Here is a 24,267-nt window from a genome sequence, read left to right as displayed (position 1 = left end):
CCTTATGGAAAAATATTTACAGCAGATCGGACGCTTATCCCGGAACCAGTTACTGTTGCTGGCTGCCCGACAGCAGCAATCTTTGGAACATCAGCAGCAGTCATCAGCAGAGCAACGTTCGATAGAAAAAAAACCGGATGTTCAGGAGCCGATAGCCATTATCGGTATGGCTTGCCGATTCCCTGGAGATGTCCGTGATCCTCAGTCTTTCTGGGAGGCTCTGGAAAATGGTCGCGATCTCATGTGCCAGCCTGAAGCTATAGGAAGACAATTTGACTCGCGGCATCCGGAAGACCTTTGTATGGGGTTACTCCGTGATATTGACTTATTTGATGCGGCATTTTTTGGGTTGTCTGAACGAGAAGTTGAGCAAATGGATCCGCAACAGCGTCTGCTATTGGAAGTCAGTTGGGAAGCTTTGGAATGTGCAGGTTATAACCCCAGAGGTCAGAAAGAATCACTGACAGGGGTTTTTATTGGTATTAGTTCAAACGATTACGGACGTTTTTCGACCGGAGGAGATAAGCCATCTATTTATAGCCTGACAGGAAATTCCGGTAGTGTTGCTGCCGGACGTATTGCCTACATGCTGGGACTCCAGGGGCCGACAGTATCCATTGATACTGCCTGCTCTTCATCTCTGGTCAGCCTTCATTTAGCGTGCCAGAGTTTAAAACTGGGAGAAAGCAATATGGCACTTGTAGGTGGTGTGAATCTGATTCTCGACCCTTACAATACAGCAAGTTTTTACGATGCTGGCATGTTGGCATCTGACGGTCATTGTAAAACATTCGATGCTTCAGCTGATGGGTTTGCCAGAGCTGAAGGTTGTGGAATGGTTGTTTTGAAACGCCTGAGTGATGCTCAAAGAGACGGGGATAATATTCGGGCTGTTATTTCAGGAAGTGCTGTTAATCAGGATGGGCGCAGTCAGGGACTAACGGCTCCAAATGAACTATCTCAGGTCAAATTATTACGTGCAGCACTGAAAAATGCCGGTATGAGTACTTCTGATATTGATTATATTGAGTGCCATGGTACGGGAACGGCTTTAGGTGATCCGATAGAGTTTTCTGCCCTTGCGACAGTATTTGGTGATGATCAGGCGCGCCGGGGAAATCTAATTATGGGAGCTGTGAAAACCAATATGGGCCATGCAGAAGCGGCTTCTGGTATGGCTGGACTTTTGAAAACTATATTATCGATCGAACATGGTGTTATTCCGCCAAATAAACATTTTCATCATCCCAGTCCTCATATTTTATGGGAGAAATTACCAGTAGAATTTCCGACACAATGTATGCTGTGGAGTGACTCAGAACATCCCCGGACAGCAGGGCTTAGCGCGTTCGGATTTAGTGGGACGAATGCTCATATTGTATTAACACAAGCACCAGAGAAAATCTTGCAGAAAGTGAGTCAGGCAGAGCGTTCCCACCATATGTTGACATTATCTGCAGAAACCCCCGAAGCATTGGAGACGCTGGTAAAACGTTACAATGAAATGTTATCCGACAAGGAGTATTTTGTTGGTGATGTCGGTTTCAGCGCCAATTCCGGAAGATATGCTGCATCCCATCGGTTGGCTATTGTTGCCGAAAATACAACACAGCTTCAGGCTCTGATAACACAATATATTCAGGGAATTCCATCTTTGCAGATTAACCATGCATACAGTGAAAACGAGAAAAAAATCGCATTCCTTTTTTCCGGACAGGGCTCTCAGTATGCAGGAATGGGATATGATTTGTACTGTTCTTCTCCGGTTTTCAGACAGGTGATCGACCGTTGTGAAACAATTCTGGCGTCAGAGCTTGATTATGCACTTACTTCGTTATTATGGGGAGAACATACACATCTTGTGCGCCAGACTGAATATACACAACCAGTTTTGTTTGCGTTTGAATATGCACTGGCAACATTGTGGCAATCATGGGGGATTCAGCCGGATGTATTAATTGGACACAGTCTGGGGGAATATGTTGCAGCTTGCATTGCAGGTGTTTTTAGTCTGGAAGATGGTCTGAAACTTGTAGCAACGAGAGGACGTTTGCTAGCGGCACGGTGCCAGCCCGGCAGTATGATGAGTATTGCAGCACCAACTGATGTTGTTGCGACTATGATTCTTTCATTTCCCGGAGTCGTTATTGCTGCTGAAAATGGCCCGGTAAGTACAGTTGTTGCCGGAGAGACCGATTGCATACTGGCATTGGAAGCCCATTTACAGGCACATTCGTTGACGTACCAGATGCTGGCCGTTTCTCATGCATTCCATTCACCGCTGGTCGAACCGATGTGTGAAGCCTTTACAGAAGTGTTATCTCAAATTAAGTGGGCCCGGCCTCAGCTTCCCGTGATATCTAATCTGACCGGTGAGATTGCCGGTGAGCAGTTGTGTACCTCAGAGTACTGGCTTAAGCATTTGTGTAAACCAGTAAAATTTTATCAGGGAGTTCAACGGCTTGATGCTGATGGTGTGGATACCTATCTGGAAGTCGGTCCGTCGGCAACTTTATTGAGTATGGCTCGTCAATGTTTGCCATCCTCAATAAAACCAGTGCTCTGGTTACCTTCGCTTCGGCGGGGACATGACGAATGGCTGCAGATACTGACTGCAGCTTCTCAACTTTATGTTTATGGGCAGTCATTCGACTGGCAGACATTTGAGCAGGGATTCTATCGTCAGCGGGTCACGTTACCAACCTATCCGTTTGAGGTTACGGGCCGATCATTCTGGTGCCAGAAGCAAGAGGAATCATCTTTATATCATCATGTAACAGCTCACTCTATTAATAATATTGACGATATAGACTCGGTATTATTGCCGCAGGTTATTTCAATGGCTGAGGATGAATGGTTATGTTGTCTGACACTGGATCAGCATCACCCTGATTTTTTACAGGATCACCGTGTTCGGGGGGCTGTCGTTGTTCCTGCTGCCATGTTTATTGAACTGGCACTTGAAGCCGGAAGAGTCGTTCTGAAAGATGGACCTTTGTCTTTAAATTCGATTGATATATCACAGATGCTGGTTATCCCTGATGGTGAAAAGATTGACGTTCAGGTTAAGATCAAACTGCTTCAAAATGGTACCTATCGTTTTTCGATCCACAGTCACCAGTTTCGCTGGGAGCAGCACTGCAGTGGAATCATTGAGCCAACGGTACAAGTCAGGAACACCGCTCAGCAATCTTTGCCGCAAATTCAGCAGCAATGCCGCCAAGAAATTCCGATGTCGGAATATTATACACGTATGGCTCAAGAGGGACTAGAACTTGGACGTCAGTTTCAGACACTGAAGCAAATCTGGAATGGTGAGCGAATAGCTTTGGCCCGAATTGGACTTCCGGAAGAAAGCGGGCAAAAGAATTATTGTCTGCACCCGCTGCTGATAGATGCTTGTTTTCAGATGTTGGCCACATTACTTCCCGAAGATGATAAGACCCTTTATCTTCCCTGTGCTGTTAGTCAGATCCGGTTTTTTTCTAAACCATGTTCTGCGCAGATATGGGCGACCGCCCAACTAATCTCGTATTCACCGGAACGGCTGGAGGCCGATTTTGAGCTTATCACCGATGATGGTCAGCTTGTCGCTACTATCGAAGGGCTACAACTTGTTCCTTTTTCTGGTCAGCCAGCTACACCGATGACGTTCTATCAGCGTCAGTGGATTGAGTGGAAGCCAGATGAGAACGAAGATTTCCTTCTGGCTCAGCAAGCATGGCTCATATTAGCCGATCAGTCGGGATTTGCGCAAAAGCTGGCTGATGTTTTAGTCGATGAAGGACATCAGGTAACTTTAGTATATGCAGATTCAATACCTCCTGAATCGGTTGGTCAGGCACACAATCAACTGGCATTAGATCCGAACGATAAGTGCGAATTTGAACAGCTGTTATCTATTTGGGCCGAACAGATAGCATCAGTTGATGATTTGCATATTGTTCATTGTTGGAGTCTGGATACTTATGATGTGGTGCAAAGTAGCCGTCTGAATGGTGCTGGTATCCTAAACCTGATTCAGGCGGTACCAAGAACGTTAGGTTCAGATATCCCTCAACTGACATTCGTGACGGAACAAGCCCATTCTGTTGTTAACGGAACAGAAGACCCTGTCATGAATCCGGCAAGTTCTATGTTATGGGGGATAGCTGATGTGATACGGATAGAACATCCTGAGTTTGGTTGCCTCTCTGTGGATCTTCAGTGTGATGGACAGTTTGGATATACAGAACAGGCTCGGCAATTATGTCATCTCATTCATTTGCATGGCAAAATCGATCAGGTTGCCGTTCGTTGGGGAAGGTTGTGGAAAGCTGAACTTCGAGCTTTGGCACCTTCACAACAAAGTCATACCTATATTCGACATGATCGTAGTTATCTGATTACCGGAGCTTTTGGTGGTATTGGTCAGCAAGTTACAGCATGGCTTGCTGACCAAGGTGCCGGACATCTGATATTGCTGAGCCGGAGTGAGCCTCAGAAATCACAGAAAATACTGGAAGAACGACTAGGAGTACCAGTGACCGTTTTGAGATGTGATGTGTCAAAGGCTGAGTCACTGAATCTGGCTCTTTCCCAAGTATCAGAACAGACATTCCCTTTGGCCGGAATATTACATCTGGCCGGAGAAGCTCATGATACCGTTCTGATGAAACAGACGTGGGATGATTTTTCCCGGGTTCTGGCTCCCAAGGTATGGGGAGGCTGGCATTTACATCAATTCACTGAAGAACACGCCATTAATCTCGACTTTTTTGTCTGTTTTTCATCAGTTGCTTCATTATTTGGTTCTGCCGGACAGGCTGCTTACGCATCAGCCAATGCATTTATGGATGGGCTAATGCAATACCGCTGTCAACGTGGCTTATCTGGCATCAGTATCAACTGGGGACGCTGGGATGATACCGGGATGGCGAAGCAGGTCTCCGGACATCTGGAGAAAGTCGGATTACTGCCTATCTCTTCTGAACAAGGGTTACAGGCACTTTCATGGTTACTGGGTGCAAGTGAGGGCCAGATAGGAGCTATGAATATCGATTGGGTACGATTCTTTGAGTATCTGCCTGAAGGTCTGCACCTTTCTGTTCTGGATTCAGTCCGTCAGACCATTTCTACTCAGAATAAGAATGAAGTCAGTCCGGAGATAACGCAGTGGCACCATTTGCCACTAGCAGAGCAACAGCAACAACTGGAGGTTTATGTTCGACAACAGGTGACATCGTTGCTTGGTCATATGACGGACCGGCATGTCCGGCCAAGAGACAAGTTTTTTGATATTGGCTTTGATTCTATGATGGCGGTTGAATTGAAGAATCGACTTCAGTCTGGTTTAGGTCTGACTCTTTCTCCGACTTTATTGTTTGACTATCCCAACCTTCAGGCACTGAGCTGCTATCTCGGAGAACTGATCTTTGAACAAAGTAATGATGATGAGCCAGCTCCGAAACAGGCAGTTTCGGGAAATGTTGATGACATTAAATCACTGGATGATAGTGACATTGACAAGTTACTTGATGATTTAATTGAGGAAAACGTATTGTGATGAAGTCGTTTATTGATGAACTTAAGGGAATGTCTCCGAAGCAACTGATGTTGTTGGCAGCTCAGATGAAACGTGAATTGACTGTAGTACAAAAACGACAGCATGAGGCGATTGCCATTGTGGGTATGGGATGTCGTTTCCCGGGGGGCGTTACAACTCCGGAAGTCTACTGGGAAAGACTTTGTGAAGGATATGATGGTATTTCAGATGTTCCTGCGGATCGCTGGGATAATGAGAAATACTACGATCCGGATATCCGGGCTCCCTGGAAGATCAGGACAAAAAAGGCAGGTTTTCTTTCTGACATTGATCTGTTCGATGCAAGCTTTTTTGAAATCTCTCCCCGAGAAGCGATGAATATGGATCCCCAGCAACGTATGTTGCTGGAGGTTAGCTGGGAAGCATTTGAACAGGCGGGAATTACTCAGGCACAACTCTACGGGAAAAATACAGGAGTATTCATTGGTATCAGTGGCGCCGAGTATTTATCTGCTTATATTCAGTCAAACCCGGATGATTTAAATGGTTACATGGGTAGTGGTTCAACGCCGAGTGTTGCCGCTGGGAGAGTCTCTTATACGTTTGGTTTGACCGGCCCCAGCATCACTTATGATACTGCATGTTCTTCATCACTTGTCGCAATCCATCATGCGGTTGAAAGCCTGAGACGTGGAGAGTGTGACAGTGCATTGGCCGGGGCAACCAATTTGATTTTGCTGCCAGAGACAAGTTCGGTCTTTTCTAAAGCACAAATGTTGTCTCCTGACGGGTATTGTAAAACATTTGATGAGTCAGCAAATGGTTTTGTCCGGGGAGAAGGATGCGGAGTCGTTGTCCTCAAACGACTGTCCGATGCTCAGGCGGATGGTGATCATATTCTGGCAGTTATCCGTGGAAGTGCGGTCAATCAGGATGGCGCAACAGCAGGACTGACAGTACCAAATGGCCATGCCCAGCAGGCTGTGATCCGGGCCGCACTGGATGACGCTGGATTGAGTCCAGCAGCGGTTGGATACATCGAGAGCCATGGGACCGGAACGGCCTTAGGAGATCCGATTGAATTAGGCGCTCTGGGGCAGGTTTTTCGTCAGGGATTTAGCCGGGAGCAACCTCTTTGGGTCGGCTCGGTGAAAACAAATGTCGGTCATCTGGAAGCCGCAGCAGGAATGGCGAGTCTGTGTAAGGTTGTGATGGCGTTACAAAAGCGCACCATACCACCGCATCTGCATTTTCAAACACCTAGTTCGAAAATTTCCTGGGATACACTTCCTGTCCGGATTCCAACACAGACTCAGTCATGGGAACCTCGTCAGGAAACTCGTATTGCCGGGATTAGTGCGTTTAGTTTTATGGGAACCAATGCTCATATTCTGGTTGAGCAGGCACCTACTCAAGAACAACTTCCGGATGAAGCGGTATCGGAACAACGAAAGACATTCATGCTGAAATTGTCGGCTAAAAGTCTCTCGGCATTACGGGATATTGCAGCTGACTATCTGGCGAAGCTACAAGGTAAAAATCTATCTGGCCTAGATAAATTATGTGCTGCAAGTGCTGTTAGACGCTCCGATTTTGCGTATCGGTTGGCTGCTATAGCTGAGACTTCAGAGTCAATGGCGGAACAGCTACAAGCGTTTACTGATCAGCGCCAGTCGTCAGGTTTACTGACTTCAGAGCAAGGAGAGCAGGAACCGAAAATTGCATTTTTGTTCACTGGTCAGGGAAGCCAATATGTCGGGATGGGGAAGAATTTATATCAGTCGGAGCCTCATTTCAGATATGTATTGGATCAAATGGATGAACAATTTTTACAGCATATGGATGTCTCTTTATTATCTGTGCTATGGGGAGAGAATCACCATCTTCTTGATCAGACTCAGTACACTCAGCCTGCTTTATTTGCTATTGCATATGCATTGACAGCATTGTGGGAGAAATGGGGCATTCGGCCTGATTTTGTTATGGGGCATAGTGTTGGCGAATATGCTGCAGCATGCACGGCCGGAGTATTTTCCTGGCAAGACGGATTCTCTCTCATTTGTGCCCGGGGACGTTTGATGGCTGAATTAGCTCAGCCGGGTGGAATGTTGTCTGTTCTTGCTTCCGTCGAACAAATTAATCCATTGATCCTCGCAGACAAAGATAATGTTACGGTTGCGGCCGATAATGGGCCGCAGCAGGTTGTGCTTGCCGGAGATATTCAGACTTTAGAACGTATTCAGCAAACTTTGCATACGATGGATATCACGACAACGATGCTGAATGTCTCTCACGGTTTTCACTCTCCATTGATGACTCCGATGTTAGAAGCATTTCGTGAAGCGTTGGACAAGATCAGTTTTTCTGCTCCGAAATTACCAGTTGTTTCCAATATAACTGGTGAGTTAGCCGAGGCTGATAAAATCTGTCAGCCTCAGTATTGGCTTAAACATGTTCTGGCTTGTGTTCAGTTCCGGAAAAGTATTCAGACCTTACAACAGTTTCATGTTGACACTTACATTGAAATCGGTACGGGGAATACATTGCTGTCAATGGGGCGTCAGGTTTCTGAACTGCATTCGGTCTCCCGGCCTGTGGCATGGTTGCCTTCTTTGGCCCGGGGTAAGCAGGATGAATGGCAACTGATGAAAACACTGGGACATTTATATGTCCGCCATGCAAATATCTGCTGGGCAGGTGTTTATCCTAAGGGCTTTTCAACCCGCATAGAGTTACCAGGGTATCCGTTTCAACGTCGGCGTTACTGGTTTTCAGACTCTCAGAAAATACTCCGGAAGTCTGGCGTTACCACTTCAGATATATTTTCTGAAGAAAGCTCATTGCTTGGAAAACAACTCTCGGTACCAGCAGATGATGACATTCGTTTTGAAAAATATGTTCAGGCTGACATGTCGGCGATACTACGGGATCACTATTTGCTGGGGCATTGTGTAATTTCAGCATCCTATTACGCTGAAATGCTATGGCTTCTGGGGCGTCAGTTTGATCAGAATTCTTGCTGGCGGCTTCAGAATCTTACATGGCACTCTCCTTGTATTGTCGCAGACGGGGAAGTAAAGCGGTTACATTCATTAACCACGAATGCTCAAAATATGTCGAGGCAGGTTCAGGTATACAGTCAGTCAGTTGTTGATCCCGGCTCCATCGGACCATGGACAATTCATTTTTCTGCAGAGATGCACGCTGTTGATACACAATCTCTTCAAACTGTCTCTGAACAGAGAATGAAAGAAGTTCAGGATACTGGGCAGGTATTTCAGGGGAAAGATTTTTACCAATATTTGTCAATGACAGGATATGTATTGGGAGATACATATCGTTGGCTGAGGAAAGGTTGGACTACTCAGGAGCAGTGTGTCGCACATGTACGAATGCCGGAGACGGTAGCTCTCGATACAGGAGTCTCGGTGTATCCTGGATTATTCGAATCTTGCTACCAATCCATGATGGTTTTAATTAACCGAATATATCCGGGGCTGCCTTATGCATTAAGCCGGATCAGTCAAATATCATGTTACGAGAATATTAAACCATCAGGTCAGTATAAGACTTGGGTGAAATTGACGACATTACCATCGGCCGCATCCGGGATTCCGGAGTCTCTCTGTGCCGATATCATGTTGGTTCGCGACGATGAAGCCGTTTGTTTGGTTTTACAGTCGGTTGAAGCTGCTCTGATCAACGAAGAAGCGACCAGAATATTGGATCGTGAACAGTCGACTACCGGGGACAACAGAATTCTTCTCACTGAATTGTCACAGCTATCCGAGGAAGATCAACTCAAATCACTGCATTTATATTTATGTGCGCTGATTGCTCCGGTTTTACAAATGAATGAACAGGATATTCCATTACATGAACCTGTCACCCGCCTTGGGATTGACTCATTAATGGCGATTGATATCCGGACTAAAGCCAAAAGAACGCTGGGAGTAACATTTGCATTAGAAGCTTTGCTTGGCCGGGGGACATTGAATGATCTAGCTGTTGATGCATTGCAGACGCTTAAAGAGAGAAATTTCTCTCTCGACGGGGAAGTGGAAAGCCTGACACAGGATGTAGTTGTTATCGATACACAGGAAGATGTATTGAATTTATTGGTTGAGGGAGAAATATGATCCAGAAACTGTTTGATCAATTAATAGCTCAGGAAGTTGAGCTTTGGCTTGAAGGTGATCGGATTCGTTATCAGGGTCCGGGTTCAGCGATTACTCAAGAGTTACTTCATGTACTCAGAGAAAATAAACCTGAGTTAATTTCCTGTCTGACAAAGTATCCGGAGAAGGGGCTGATTCGCTATCCTCTGAGCTATAGTCAAAAGTCTCTTTGGATCATCTATCAGCAGGATCCGGAAAGCCCTGCTTATAACGTAACTTTAGCAATTAGCTTAGCGCAGGATTGTGATCTGGATGATTTACACCGGGCTGTCTGTTTACTGGTTCAGCGTCACGCATCATTACGGACCACTTACGTCGAAAGTGGGGGAAATCCTGTTCAGGTAGTTCAGCGGCAGGGAGCTTTTGAATGGAATGTTGAGTCTGTCGGGGCCCAAACCAGCCAAATACTTGAACACTGGATTGCTGAAAAAAGCGATAAGCCATTCGATTTGTCCAAAACACCATTACGGTTTGATATTCGTCAGGATGCGTCGGATACCCGGACATTGGTCATGACTGTACACCATATTGCTGCTGATTTCTGGTCGCTGGAAATTATGATGAGAGAGCTGATGACTCTTTATCAGGCAGTGAGAGATGAAGGGACTGCTTCATTACCTGCTTTACCGTATCAATATCATGAATGGGTTGAAAAAGAACAGCGTTGGCTGGCATCGGGTGAAGGGCACATGAGTGAAGCCTTCTGGCTGCATGAAATGTCAGGAGGGATCCCGGTTGTTCATTTACCTACAGATAAGCCCCGGCCTGCCAGAATGACCCGCCACGGGCAGACCTGTCAGTTAACAATAGATAGCACGAGAGTGAAACAGATCCGGTCATTATCAAAATCTTATCATGCGACTCCATTTGTTTGCCTGTTAACTGTTTTTCAGGTTCTATTGCAACGGTTTACTAATCAGAATCAGTTGGTCATAGGAATACCAACGGCCGGCCGTACTGATGAGTACATGAATAATGTTGTCGGTCATTTTGTCAATACCGTAGTGTTTAAGTCTGAGCTGAATCTGCAAGAATGCTTCGGGAACCTGGTTGAAGCATTCCATTTGCGGATTCTGAACCTGATGGAAAATCAAAGTTATCCGTTTCCGAAGTTGGTTGAGCAGTTAAATCCTGAACGTGACTCCAGTCGTTCACCAATATTCCAGATTATGTACAACTGGAATCAGACACACGATAGTATCGATAAACGGGGGCTGACGTCTGATTATCAGCGTCTTATTGAAAAGATTTTGTATACCTCCAGTTCTGGTGGGAGTGGGACAACTCATGATTTAGTTCTTACCGTGACGGATGAGGGGGAACAGTTCCAGTGTTCATGGTTGTATAACTCTGATTTATTTGAAGTATCAATAATTGAGAGGATGGCAGCATATTTTCTTGAGCTTGTCGATGAAGTGATTGCCCGACCGGAAAATGCATTATGTGATTATGACATTATGCCCGGTGATGAGCGGGAGAAGATACTGCAACTCTGGAATCAAAATGTGTTGGCGTTGCCTTCAGTGACAGCCATCCATGAGTGGGTTGAAAAGCAAGTCGATATTCAGCCAGAGTCTATTGCTGTCAAAGATAGTGATGGGAAGTCCTACAGTTATCAGACACTAAATCAGCAGGCTAATCAACTGGCGCGGTATTTGAGGGAACTGGGCGCTGATGAACATACCTATGTTGGTGTGTTTCTGGAACGTTCATATAATATGCTTGTCGGTATATTAGCTATTTTAAAAGCTGGTGCAGCTTATGTTCCACTGGATCCTGCTTATCCAGAGAATCGTTTAGCGGCGATTCTTGACGATTCATCTCCTGTGATTGTTTTATCTCAGTTGCATTTAAAAGAGAAGCTTGAGCTTGACTTACAAGCATCGGTCAATTTAGTCATTGCGATAGATGATCCTTTGATCATGAAGACCGTCAGCCAGTTTATGACAACAAATTTGAATCTATCTTTAAGTGCTGGTGCATTATCACATATTATTTTTACTTCTGGCTCTACCGGTCGCCCGAAAGGTGTGATGATTCAACACCAAAATGTGATTGCTTTACTAGCCTGGGCACAACAAGAGTATCAGCAGGCTGATTTATCTGGAGTGCTTGCCGCAACCTCGATTTGTTTTGATCTGTCAGTCTACGAAATCTTCTTCACTTTGATTTCCGGTGGATCGATTATTTTAGTAGAAGATGCATTGCAACTACCTGAGTCTCCGTGGCGCGAGTCGGTGACTTTGATCAATTCAGTCCCTTCTGCGGTGACAGCACTATTACAACATCATGCTATTCCTGAATCGGTCAAAATCGTAAATCTGGCAGGAGAGCCACTAGTTCGCCATTTGGTTGGGCAGCTTTATGCCTTACCTCATATCGAGAGAGTTTATAACCTGTACGGGCCGAGTGAAGATACTACCTACTCAACTTATGAATGGGTTCCTAAAGATGAAAAGCGGGAACCGACAATTGGTCGTCCTATCAACAATACGTCGGCTTATATTCTGAATGCTGATTTGAATCCTGTTCCTATTGGTGTTTCAGGAGAGCTTTATCTGGGAGGGAACGGTGTTTCTCTGGGTTACTTGCATCGCCAGGATTTAACCGATGAACGATTCATTCCAGACCGATGGAATCACCAAAAGGGGAAAAAGCTATATAAAACCGGGGATTTAGTCCGTTACCTCCCTGATGGCCGCATTGAGTATCTGGGCAGAAGTGATTTTCAGGTCAAAATCCGTGGTTACCGTATTGAGTTGGGTGAAATTGAGAGTGTCATGCGCTGTCTTGATCATATTCAGGATGCAGTTGTTGTTGCACAGACCGATGAACAAGGGAATAGTCGTTTGGTCGCTTACGTTATTCTTTCAATGCAGCAGGATTCCTGGCAGGAAGGTATTCGGCATCATTTGTATGAGTTGCTTCCTAAGTATATGGTTCCTTCCCTGTTCTTTGCGATTGATGAATTCCCTTTGGCGCAAACGGGGAAAGTTGATCGTCAGAAGCTGATATTGATGGTTCCGGAGAGTGGGCCTTCAGAAACAGTTTATACTGCTCCAGATTCGGTATTAGAACAGGAGCTGGCAGAAATATGGCAGCAGGTACTTGGTAAATCAGAAGTCGGGATCTATGACAACTTTTTTGCTTCAGGCGGTGATTCGATTATTGCATTGAAAGTTGTTTCCCGGATGAGGCAATCAGGTTATAGCATTGCTATGAAAGATCTTTTTGAATATCAGAATATTGCTGAACTAGCTTATTTCATTTCTGAGCATACTACTGTACCCATGACCTCAGATTTTCAGGTAAAAATAGCGGAAATTCCTAATTCAGGATATCGGGTTGAAGACTATATCGATACCGGGAAAGCGGATTCAATTGAGTCTGTTTATCCATTAGCGTCTTTACAGGATGCTTTTCTGCAAGAGCTGGGTGTGGTGGAATGCTCTACTGTCGAGCGTTTGATCGTTCAATATATTGCTGAGCTGGATAAGATTAATGTTCAGGCATTGAAACAGGCCTGGGATAGTGTTGTTCAAAGGCATGATATCTTAAGAACTAGTTTCCTGATGTCGGATTCCGGCGAAAAATTGCAATTGGTTCATCAAGAAATCGTTCTGCCGTTTCAGGAGCTTGATTGGTCCGGTCTGGAGCAATCTGAGCAAGAACAAAGCTTTGAACGCTGGCTCGATGAAGATAGGCACTCAGGCTTCTTCTTCGAAAAAGCGCCTTTATTACGTGTCCAGTTGATTCGGTTTTCTGCTTCCTCGTATAAAATGATATGGAGTTTCCATCATGCTCTATTGGATGGTTGGTCCGTTGATATCATTAGGCGTGAATTAGTATCGTTTTACGACCAGTTTGCAAGTCAACGACAGCCGGATGTGACACCAGGATATCCTTATTACCGTTATATCCAATGGCTACAAGACAAAGTTGCAGATCAGAGAGACAGCCGAAAGTACTGGCAAGACTATTTAGCAGGGAAAGAACAATATACACCTTATCCTGCATTGATGAAGCAGTCTTCAGATGACCAGAACTCACATGATTTTCTCCCTGCATATTATACGATTGAGTTATTGGATTCGTTTTGTCTGAACCAGTTGGAAAAATTTGCACGGACTCAGCAAGTTACATTGAATGTTATTTTTCAGGCGGCCTGGGCATTGTTACTCAGATTCTACTCGCATGAGGATGATGTACTTTTTGCTACTGTTGTTGCTGGGCGTCCGTCGGAGCTGGATGGCTGTGATCAGATGGTGGGCTCTTTCTTCCAGGCTTTACCTGTCCGGATTCAAATGTCTCCACACCATGAAAAATCGGTGTGGCTAAAAGCATTACATCTCAATCAGATTTCTATGGAAGAACATAAATATGTTGGGCCAATGGTTATTCAGGATTGTAGCCAACTGCCGGAAGAGACTCATTATTCCAGTCAGCCGATTCTGGTATTCCAGAAGTTCTCTGAAGAAACCAGTGAAGTAGACAGTTTAAATTCATCACATTGGTTCCATCGGCAGCCGGGAGCATCACCGCTGCATATTTCTTTAATTCCTCAAGATGAAACCATACAAGCCTATATACGTTATGACAGAAATAGTTATAACCCGGAATCTCTTAATAAAGTAATGGAAAAATATAAAGATATATTATCTATTTTATCAGTAGAGGAGGTTGAGCATTTAGCTGATACCAAAATATTTGATTGATAAATCCAGATAATCCAGAAAGTTGATATCTTTCATTATTCATCTGAACCAAAAGGATGGGGTGAGAGATATTCAGCAATCATTCAAAGCATGAATAATAGTAAATTTATTGATGATGACAATAAGAGGAACACTATGAATACTCAAATTCTGAATGAATTGATTTTTAACCCGACAGATAAAGATTTTTTATATAACCCATATCCGTTTTATCGATGCTTAAGAAGTGAAGATCCAATACATTATTCTCCATTGGGATTTTGGTTGGTGACTCGTCATAAAGATATAGAAGATGTATTGAGGAATAAATTTTTTGGCAAAAACTTCGGTGCAGTACTCGAAAAACAACTGAATACAAAAATAGCAGATGAACCAGCATTGAAGATGATTAATTTACAGGTTCTAATGTCTAATCCCCCTGCACACACCAGACTACGGAAGCTCATTATGAAAGCTTTTGTTTCCAGTTCAATCAAGAAGTTACAGCCCATGATTGAAGAAACAGCCAATATGCTGATTGATAGGGTTGAGGCAGAAGGCAGTATGGATATTATGAGAAACTATGCCGAAAGGCTTCCGTTGATGGTCATCTGCAAAATGTTAGGGATTGATGCGGAAGCTGATATGGATTTCTTTGTCAGTCGGATTCCCAGCCGGTTGTTGGATTTGAAACCTGTCTCTCGTGAGGAACTTGATGAAGTAAATCAGGATGTTATTGAGTTAAGTGCCTATATTAAAGGGTTGTGTGATGAACGTCGGGTATCTCCTAAAGACGACTTAATTACCCATATGGTTCATGCCCGCGAAGATGGTGATATATTATCTGACGATGAACTTGTCGCCAACATTATGTTAACACTGGGGGCAGGTTATGAGACTACAACATCACTTATCTCCAATGCTCTGCTACTCTTGTTCCGTCACAAGGAGAGCCTTGATGAAATTAAAGCTGACCCTTCATTAACCGTTAATGCAATTGAAGAGGCGTTACGATATGAGCCTCCGGTGCAGATAGCCGCGAGAACTGCTTTAGAAGACACATCTATCGATGGTCAAATGATAAAAAAAGGAGAAACAGTTATCCTTGTTCTTTCCTCAGCAAACAGAGATGAAGAGGTTTATTCCAACCCGGATGTTTTTGATATTTACCGGGAAAATATTCGTCCAATCTCATTTGGTGGTGGTGCCCACCTTTGCTTAGGGGCACAACTTTCCCGTGTTGAATCGGCTATTGCAATTAATACGATATTAAAGAGATTGCCTCACCTTTCTTTAGATGATGTTGAACAGCCGAATTGGTCATTACAGTTTACAAGACGTATATTGAATAATCTAATTGCTCACTGGTAAAGCATGAATCATTATGAAGATAAAGAATATCCCAATTGACTTCAATTTGGTATAGACTGTTAGATTCATCATAAATTGGAAGTCTTCTCATTTGATGTTAGGCTTGTAAGTTCTTCGAATGAAATATAAATGTTTCTAATTTTTATGAGACATTAGTGGTAGTTTTGTCAGTAATGGTTGGTGGCTTGAGTTGTATCCTATTTGTTCTGATATAAGAGTTATCTGAATTACAAATGATAAAACTCATATTGTTTGTTGAGTTTATAATTGATTTTGTGGGCCGGAAGAAACTGGCTTCACTGTAGTACGACTATTGCTGTTAAATGGTTGTGACTTCCTATTTTATGGATTAGATACTTTATTAAGAATGAACTTTACTAAGAATGTCTAATATAAAACCCTGCGTTATTATATAAATTAGATATTTATTCTGTCTTTATCATAGTTTTTATTGAAGGAAATTTAAAATCATGCCTGTTATCACATTTCCCAATGGAGAAAAAAGAGCATTCCAGGAGCCAGTCTCAGTTTTGGATATTGCTAGAAGTATCAGCCCAAGTTTAGCTAAATCTGCAGTTGCCGGGCAGGTGAATGATCAATTGGTCGATCTCTGTGAACTGATTACCGGTGATTCAACGGTGCGTTTGATCAAAGATAAGGATCCTGAAGGAATTGAAATAATTCGCCATTCATTTGCCCACATGATAGGTCAAGCCGTTAAGCAGTTATATCCAGAGGCTAAAATGGCAATTGGCCCAGTTATTCAAGATGGTTTTTACTATGATGTTGAGCATGAGCCCTTTACGACAGATGATGTAGAAACGATTGAAGCGCTTATCCAAAAGTTAGTGAAGAAAAATTATGATGTTATTCGGAAAAGAGTCACTGTAGATGAAGCGATTCAAGTATTCACCGAACGGAATGAACCCTATAAAGTGGAAATTATCCAAGAACTGGATGAAAGCATAACCCATGTGAATCTATATATTCATGAAGAATATATAGATATGTGCCGGGGACCTCACGTACCAAACACTCGTTTCTTACGCCACTTCAAACTGCTGAGAGTGTCCAGTGCATACTGGAGAGGTGATTCAAGCAAACAGTCATTGCAGCGTATTTATGGTACGGCCTGGAATACTCAGGATGAACTGGATGGGTATTTACATGCATTAAAAGAGTCAGAGAAGAATGATCACCGGAATATTGGCCGACGACTTGACCTTTTTCATATGCAGGAAGAAGCCCCGGGGATGGTTTTCTGGCATCCGAGAGGATGGCGGCTTAATAAGACAATTGTCAATTATGTAAGTGAACGGTTAGAAACATTTAACTATGATGAAATTCATACACCACAGTTAGTTGACAAGAATTTATGGAAGAAATCTGGGCATTCGGATAAGTATTCTGAAAATATGTTTGTAACTCATATTGATGGGAGAGAATATGCAGTAAAACCTATGAATTGTCCCTGCCATATTCAGGTTTTTAATGATGGTCTGAAAAGTTATAAAGATTTACCGATCCGGTACGCTGAGTTTGGATGCTGCCACCGCTATGAACCATCTGGTAGTTTACGCGGTTTGATGCGTGTCAGGTCAATGGTTCAGGATGACGGACATATTTTCTGCCAAGAGAAACAAATTCTTTCTGAAGTTGCTTTATTCACTTCTCAGGTATTTCAGGTATATCAGGATTTCGGTTTTGAAGAAAAAAATATATCGATAAAAATTGCGACGCGTCCGGAAAAGAGAATAGGTTCAGATGACGTTTGGGATCGAGCTGAAGCGATGTTACAGGATGCTGTTACAAAAGCGGGTTTTGAGTACGAAATACTGCCGGGAGAAGGGGCGTTTTATGGGCCTAAAGTTGAGTTTCATTTGAAAGATCGTATGGGACGTGAATGGCAATGTGGAACTGTTCAGTTAGATTACATGGTTCCTGAACGTCTGGGAGCTAGTTTTATTAATGAAGAAGGCAATAAAGAAGTACCAGTAATGCTACATCGAGCAATGTTAGGGTCGGTCGAGCGCTTCATTGCCATTCTGATTGAACATTATGCAGGTGCGTTGCCAACATGGCTGTCTCCACATCAGCTTGTCATTATGAATATTTCTGAGAAGCAATCAGATTATTGTCAGGCATTATATGAAACATTTAAGGAACAAGGAATTAAAGCTAAATTAGATATTCGCAATGAAAAAATTGGGTATAAAATTCGTGAGAATACGCTGAAAAAAATTCCTTATCTAGTTGTTGTTGGTGATGCTGAAGTTGAAAATAATCAAGTATCTCTGCGTATTAACACTGGTGAAGATTTAGGCAGAATAGATGTTACAAAATTGATTGATATTATTTTTGATGATATTAAATTGAAGCGTCGTTCCCCGTTAGTTGCTTTAGATAATCAATTAATGGCTGTATAAGTATATTCTACCTAAGAGGCCTAGCTGTCTCTTAGGTAATAATTTTTTAGGTTTAAAATATGAATTTAGACATAGATGATAAATGGCTATATTGCCCTAAGAAAAATAAAAATGCTGGAAAAAGAATGTTCATTTTTCCACATGCTGGTGGTACAGCACAGGGATATAGGAAATGGGCAGAAGCTTTAATTGAGAGAAATAATGTTGAAGTTTATATTGTTCAGCTTCCTGGGCGTGCTGAACGCATGAATGAAGAACACATTGTTCATATGCCCAGCTTAGTTAATGGGCTTTTAGGAGCAATCCAACGTTTTTTAGACAAACCATATCTATGCTTTGGGCATAGTTTAGGGTGCTTAGTTTGCTTTGAATTAATGAAAGAGATAAGAAATAAAAGTCTCAGAATGGCTGAGCACATGATTTTTTCTGCGAAGCGAGCCCCTCATTTACCACGCCAATATGATAAAATTTCCAGTCAATCAAAATCAGATCTTGTTCGTACATTAAAGACATTTGATGGTACACCTTCATTTATTTTAGATGATGATGATCTACTAAACATACTATTGCCTATTATGCGCAATGATTTTTTATTAGATGAATCATATACATATATAAATTCTGAGCCTCTAGATATTCCATTAATGATATTAGGTGCAGATAAAGATTTACTAGCAAGTCAATCAGAATTGCTGGCTTGGAATATACATACATTAAATGAATTTAATTATAAAATATATAGTGGATCTCATTTTTATATATTTAATTATGAGAAAGAGATATTGAATTTAATGAGCGAAATTATAAGTGATAAATTAAATTTTTAATTTAAAATGTGATTGAGCATTGATTTGGATAGTGTTGATTAGTTTTTTAAATTAACAACATATTTATTCTCGATTGCATTATTTAAGATATGCTAAAATATCAGCAGCGAAATATGACGTATAATTTAGTTTATCAAATTTAGATACATCCATATTAGTGTGAAAAATCTATGAATATTTTTTAGGGTTACATGAGCAGGATGCGAATCAATCCGTCTCTGATAATATACGCTGAAGTTGTAAAGATGTTTTGGTTCCACTGATATCTATCAAAAGGAACTTTGGGAGGTGTTATCATGGCAGTTTCCACGTCGACTCATACTTTGTTCAATATTAAACGACTCCCGTAACTTTCGGCATTTTCGACTCGAATATTGGCTACCCTGATCGGAGTGCAAATGAACGATGGATTCTGGCTTTCTTTTCCAATAAGCCATGGTGATCGCCGAGAGAACAAGGTCTTCTGTCATTCTTTCCGACATTGACCAGCCCACAATGTTACGTGCATACAAATCCATCATAACGGCCAAAAATAAGAAGCCCTCATGTGTATGAATATACGTAATGTCTCTGACCCACCATTGATTGGGGGCCGAAATGAGTTCATGCCCTGAGTCATCCACTTTAGGGCGCTTATAACCCCGTAAAGCTTGAATTTTCGCACTTTGCATCAATCTCAATACGCGATCTCGACCACATTCAATCTCCTCAGCAGAGAGTCCAATCTCAAGACAAATAACGCTTCACTGATTTCATTAGTTTTTGAAATGATGAACAGTCTAAATGCGATGACTGCGGGCAAGTTGCCACATGCTTAAGACTATCTCGTACAATTTTCAGGCGTTTGATCTGAATATCAATTTCTACCGCTTTTTGCATGAGCAAATTTCGGTCAATCGCTAAATCATCCGCAGTGTCAAACATTGTGGCGATTTCATTGAGCGATAATCCCGCCATCCGTCCGAGTGAAATAATATTCAATTGATTCAAAATTTTCGGGGCATATTGTCGCCTCAATCCTTTTCTGCCATTGGAGCGGATCAGTCCGATTTTTTCGTAATATCTTAGCGTTGATGGGGTTAATCCCGATTCTCGAGACACGTCAGCAATATCCATAAAATATCCTATGACTTAAAGTCAACTTTAAGTTGTATGGTGTCTGCCAATATAACAAGCCTTAATAAAAGTACAACGTGTGAGGAGTATGAGAATGGAAACTTCAATGGGGTTACAAGCGATATTGGTCGGCATCGGTGCCACGTTCATCATGGATGTCTGGGGTTGGTTACAAAAAAATATATTTAATAGCCCACCACTAAACTATGCACTGATCGCCCGTTGGCTGGCATGCATGCCTAAAGGACAGTTCGTCCATCGGCCTATTATGGCGACGCCATCGATTCGGGGAGAAAAGCCGCTAGGTTGGGTGCTGCATTACGTGATAGGGATTATTTTTGCGCTGACTCATGTGTTCATTTGGGGAGAAGGGTGGTTGACTGAGCCGAGGGTGATTCCTGCGATATTCACTGGTATTGTCACGCTGGTATTCCCTTTTTGTCTCATTCAGCCTTGTCTTGGTTTTGGGGTTGCTGCCAGTCAAACCCCAAGGCCTTGGAAAGCGCGGTGGTTAAGTTTTTTAGCACACGGTGCGTATGGTCTCGGCTTATTCGGAAGCGCTTTAAGTCTTCACATAGGTAGTGTCATCCTGTGATTGAATCAATGCCTATAACTCAAACACCGCAGACTTGCTTCGTTTGCTATCGGTTGGGCGAGCAATATTTTCACTCGCAAGCCTTTCTTCAACTCAGCTTGTTTCAGCATATACTCTCCGACTAAAATCGTCACAATCACGCCACTCAATACCGGTGCGCTGTAACGCCAGTCAATGCTGAAATCAATGAGCGCAGGGAAAATGAACAGGATCAATGCTTGTACAATGACCAGAAAACAGACGGTGGTGAGGGTGTACTGTACAAGCATATTTCCCGGGACTTTGAAGGTGCGTGGTGTTGCCAAGTCGCTTAAACGGAGTTTCAGATAAGCAGGAAACATAAACAAGTAAGGGATTAAGAAAATACAGCTGGAAAACGCAAATACCGACCAGAATAGGCCATCACTGTTTTGTGCAAACAACGCATAGAAAGCAATCACCGTCGTGGAAACGATACCGGTTATTTTATTGGCGCCTGAGGGGGTATGGTATTTTTCATGTAACTGGCCAATCATCTGAGGCAGTTCGCCTTCTCTCGCCGCTTCTACTGCTGCTCTTCCCGCCCCCATTGTCCAAGTCACCATATTGCCGATAAAGCTCAGTAAAATCATGGTACCGACGATGTAGACCATGCTGTTACCAAACGCCGAATCTCCGAACAACTGTCGCAGTGTGGCAATCATTCCCGACACTAAACCGATATCTTCCACCGGTAACGCCATTAAAATGCCTAGCGTGCCGAAGATATAAAGAAATGCGGTGATACCAATGGCTAAAAATATCGCTTTGGGCATATCGCTCACATCTTTCATATCTTTGCTCATGGTGGCAACGAGCTCAAAGCCCATGAGGTTAAAGACTAATGCAGGCAGAAAGGCGATACCGGAATCAAAGCTCGGTAACATGGCAGAAAAACTAAACTGATTAGCGATGCCATACTGGGCGGCATACATAAAACCACCGACCCCCAGAATGAGGATCACTACCACTTTCAAGACGGCTGAGATATTGACGACCCAGACACCGATGTTGGTTGACACGTTACAAATCGCAATGGTTACCCAAGTCAGAACAATACAAATCACGACTTGGGAAAAGAGAGAAAGGGCGAGGTTAAACAGTTCAGAAAATACGCCAGCGAACATGATGTAAACTGCCGGCATCCATAAGCCGACATTTATCCAGTAAAACCACGTTGTTCTCATCGCCCAGCAGGAACCAAAGGCCCTTTTGACCCAGTCATATATGCCGCCTTCGCAAGGATAAGATGCGGAGAGTTCAGAGGTAATGAGACCGTAGGGAATGATAAAAATGATCAGCGTGGTTACCCACCAACCAATCGAACTGACGCCAATCGCTGCGGATGCACATAAAGTATCCACTGCAATCACGGCACATAGGCTAAACAGAGCGACACTACCGATTCCCATTTGCTGATCTTGTGTCTGAATACTCATGCTCTGTCTCCGTTAGTGACTAAAAGCTTACTAACACCATAGTAAAAGCTTCGCGGGGACAATCTTGTTACTCAAATCACTTATCCGGTGCTCATGTGTTTTCAGGCATAAAATCTTGAGCGAGTGCAGATTAATCAATATCCGACGCCCGCTTGAACAGAAACTTGATTCTAGTCAAGTATGTGGTTCGTTCTGAAAACGGTGACCCCTGCAATAAGCCGCCATAAAATGGAATCGAACATCAAACTTGGTTTTCCAGATCATGCTAGTATGGGTTGATTTCGTGACGTACATCTTTAAAGCGGTAATGGTCACTTTCAGTCTGGAATGAAAGTTGAGCGTTAGAAGTAGCATCTAGCATGAATTTAGAGATTAAAAGATGAGAAAAGAATCAACAGAGCAAAGGCTGGAAAGGATCCGAAGCGCAGCAATCAACTTAGCCTCAAAAAGGGATGTGAATACCATATCGATATACGATATTGCCAAAGAAGCGAGTATCGCCGCATCGAGTGTGTACCACCACTATCCCAATGTTGAAGCCCTTATGTGTGAACTTATGGATGATGTGTTCACCGACTTCGAAACCGTTCTCAACCAAGCGGTCGATAGTGATAAAGTCACTCACTGGTCTGATATAAACCGAATGATCGAAAAAGGCTTTGTTGACTACTATCGCACGAGTCCGCTGGCCCAACATACGCTATTAGGGCAACATACCTACATGACAATCCGCCATGCGGATGCGCAGAATGATCAGTTATTGGCCCAAAAAGTCGAAAGCATCTATCGGGAACATTTCGTTCTGCCGCCGCTCCCCACGGACGTCAACATTTTTGCGGTTGCGCTACAGGTTGCCGATAAAGTCTATTCAATGAACTATCGAGAAGACGGGGACATTGCGCCAGAGATGGAAAGAGAAGCGATTATTCTCACAGAAGCCTATTTAGGGGCTTACTTACCGCAAGTGCTTCCCAAAGTAGAAAAATAACATCAAAGGGATTGCGCTAACTCGTTGATGTTCCATGAGTGTTCGATCATCCGTCTAGTCGTTATCAACCTGATATGATCAATATCGTTTGCCCTGATCGCTGGTCATTTAAAACCAACGTTTTTCCATTGCTCCCTGACAAACTTTATCGACTTGTTCTCTCAGCCAGATATGTGCGGAATCTAGTTGTAGGCGGGGATGCCACATCATGGAAATCGTAATGTCATTGGTCTGTACTGGCAGCTCAAAGACCCATAAACCAGATTCACCGGCGCTCAGTGATTCATTGATCAAAAATGAAGCTGGCACTAAGGCGATTAAATCTGAATTTCTGGCGACTTCAAGTGCAGCAGGAAAGCTGGGGACTGTCGCAGCGATATGGCGCGCTACGCCTTGTGCTTTGAGCGCTTCATCGACCGGTCCTGAAAAATCACCTCTTCGGGAAGCGATAATATGACTAAATTGACAGTATTGTTGTATCGTTACCTGTTTGCATTGATTCAGTGGGTGTCCTTTCCTGACGACACCCACGAAGTGATCATAAAACAAGGCTTTGATGCGTATTTCAGGCCCCATATTTTTGAGTACACCAATTTCTAAATCGATTTTACCTTCTCGCAGAGCCTCAGGGCTTTTTTGCTGTTTTGGCATGAATCGTAACCGGACTTGCGGCGCATGTTGAGTCATGTGAGTGATGAGTTTGGCTGCAAACGTTTCAATGAATCCATCGTTGGCACGAATGGTAAAAGTCCGTTCAAGTGTGGGTAAATCTACAGCTTGAATATTTGGCTGAAGAATATTGAGCGCTTCAAATACAGTCTGTCTTGTCCGCTCTCTAATCGATTCAGCATAAGGGGTTAATACCATCTTTCGTCCGGCACGAACCAGCAGTTGATCGCCCGTGATGAAGCGTAATCGGGCTAATGTCCGGCTCATTGCTGAGGGACTTAAAGATAACTGATTCGCAGCCCCTGCGACACTTTGCTCCGCAAGTAAAACGTCCAGTGCAGCGAGTAAGTTCATATCAGGCATGGTCATCGTTTCCCCTTGCATTGTTGTTGCATCTGAAATGATATGGCGTCTGGTGCAAC

12 protein-coding genes are annotated in these 24,267 nt (G+C 43.3%); 8 read left to right on the top strand and 4 right to left on the bottom strand.

Annotated features, from left to right (window positions below; genetic code table 11):
- Nucleotides 1-4 precede the first annotated feature (4 nt).
- The 6 genes from BSQ33_RS19090 to BSQ33_RS19065 all read left to right on the top strand — a co-directional run bounded on the left by BSQ33_RS19090 (nucleotide 5) and on the right by BSQ33_RS19065 (nucleotide 19,020).
- Nucleotides 5-5,545, top strand: coding sequence for a type I polyketide synthase (locus BSQ33_RS19090; protein WP_198298193.1), 5,541 nt, complete (start codon nucleotides 5-7; stop codon nucleotides 5,543-5,545).
- Nucleotides 5,545-9,663: a type I polyketide synthase gene (locus tag BSQ33_RS19085; protein WP_088134947.1), complete on the top strand. Its 4,119-nt coding sequence runs from the start codon at nucleotides 5,545-5,547 to the stop codon at nucleotides 9,661-9,663. The genes BSQ33_RS19090 and BSQ33_RS19085 overlap by 1 nt, the downstream gene beginning before the upstream one ends.
- Nucleotides 9,660-14,417, top strand: coding sequence for a non-ribosomal peptide synthetase (locus BSQ33_RS19080; protein WP_088134946.1), 4,758 nt, complete (start codon nucleotides 9,660-9,662; stop codon nucleotides 14,415-14,417). Before BSQ33_RS19085 ends, BSQ33_RS19080 begins: the two co-directional genes overlap by 4 nt.
- A 135-nt stretch (nucleotides 14,418-14,552) precedes the next feature.
- Complete coding sequence (locus BSQ33_RS19075) at nucleotides 14,553-15,767, top strand: cytochrome P450 (RefSeq protein ID WP_157721443.1); 1,215 nt, start codon at nucleotides 14,553-14,555, stop codon at nucleotides 15,765-15,767.
- 470 nt (nucleotides 15,768-16,237) lie between these two features.
- Nucleotides 16,238-18,193 (top strand): threonine--tRNA ligase, encoded by a 1,956-nt coding sequence (gene thrS, locus BSQ33_RS19070; RefSeq protein ID WP_088134944.1) that lies wholly within the window; start codon nucleotides 16,238-16,240, stop codon nucleotides 18,191-18,193.
- Between the two features lie 59 nt (nucleotides 18,194-18,252).
- Entirely contained in the window at nucleotides 18,253-19,020 is a 768-nt protein-coding gene (locus BSQ33_RS19065) for a thioesterase II family protein (protein WP_088134943.1), read from the top strand.
- Between the two features lie 269 nt (nucleotides 19,021-19,289).
- Here BSQ33_RS19065 and BSQ33_RS22285 read toward each other — a convergent pair whose 3' ends face one another.
- Together BSQ33_RS22285 and BSQ33_RS19055 are read right to left on the bottom strand one after the other, a co-directional pair.
- Nucleotides 19,290-19,691: a DDE-type integrase/transposase/recombinase gene (locus tag BSQ33_RS22285; protein WP_088134942.1), complete on the bottom strand. Its 402-nt coding sequence runs from the start codon at nucleotides 19,689-19,691 to the stop codon at nucleotides 19,290-19,292.
- A 55-nt stretch (nucleotides 19,692-19,746) separates the two neighbouring features.
- Complete coding sequence (locus BSQ33_RS19055; RefSeq protein ID WP_072955215.1) at nucleotides 19,747-20,136, bottom strand: helix-turn-helix domain-containing protein; 390 nt, start codon at nucleotides 20,134-20,136, stop codon at nucleotides 19,747-19,749.
- Nucleotides 20,137-20,230: 94 nt separating this feature from the next.
- Between BSQ33_RS19055 and BSQ33_RS19050 the strand changes: the two genes are divergently transcribed.
- Nucleotides 20,231-20,731, top strand: a complete 501-nt coding sequence (locus BSQ33_RS19050; RefSeq protein ID WP_088134941.1) for a DUF2938 domain-containing protein — start codon at nucleotides 20,231-20,233, stop codon at nucleotides 20,729-20,731.
- Between the two features lie 5 nt (nucleotides 20,732-20,736).
- Here the strand turns inward: BSQ33_RS19050 and BSQ33_RS19045 are convergent, their stop codons facing one another.
- A complete protein-coding gene (locus BSQ33_RS19045) occupies nucleotides 20,737-22,188 on the bottom strand; it encodes an APC family permease (RefSeq protein ID WP_088134940.1) in 1,452 nt (483 codons plus the stop codon).
- Nucleotides 22,189-22,567: 379 nt separating this feature from the next.
- On the opposite strand from BSQ33_RS19045, the gene BSQ33_RS19040 reads away from it, so the two are divergent.
- Nucleotides 22,568-23,176, top strand: coding sequence for a TetR/AcrR family transcriptional regulator (locus BSQ33_RS19040; RefSeq protein WP_021021109.1), 609 nt, complete (start codon nucleotides 22,568-22,570; stop codon nucleotides 23,174-23,176).
- Between the two features lie 108 nt (nucleotides 23,177-23,284).
- Here BSQ33_RS19040 and BSQ33_RS19035 read toward each other — a convergent pair whose 3' ends face one another.
- A complete protein-coding gene (locus BSQ33_RS19035; protein ID WP_088135306.1) occupies nucleotides 23,285-24,214 on the bottom strand; it encodes a LysR family transcriptional regulator in 930 nt (309 codons plus the stop codon).
- Nucleotides 24,215-24,267 lie beyond the last annotated feature (53 nt).

The organism is Vibrio gazogenes (assembly GCF_002196515.1).
Taxonomy (GTDB): Bacteria; Pseudomonadota; Gammaproteobacteria; order Enterobacterales; family Vibrionaceae; genus Vibrio; species Vibrio gazogenes_A.
The sequence above is the reverse complement of the archived record's forward strand: the minus strand, read 5'-3'. Positions and strand labels throughout refer to the sequence as shown.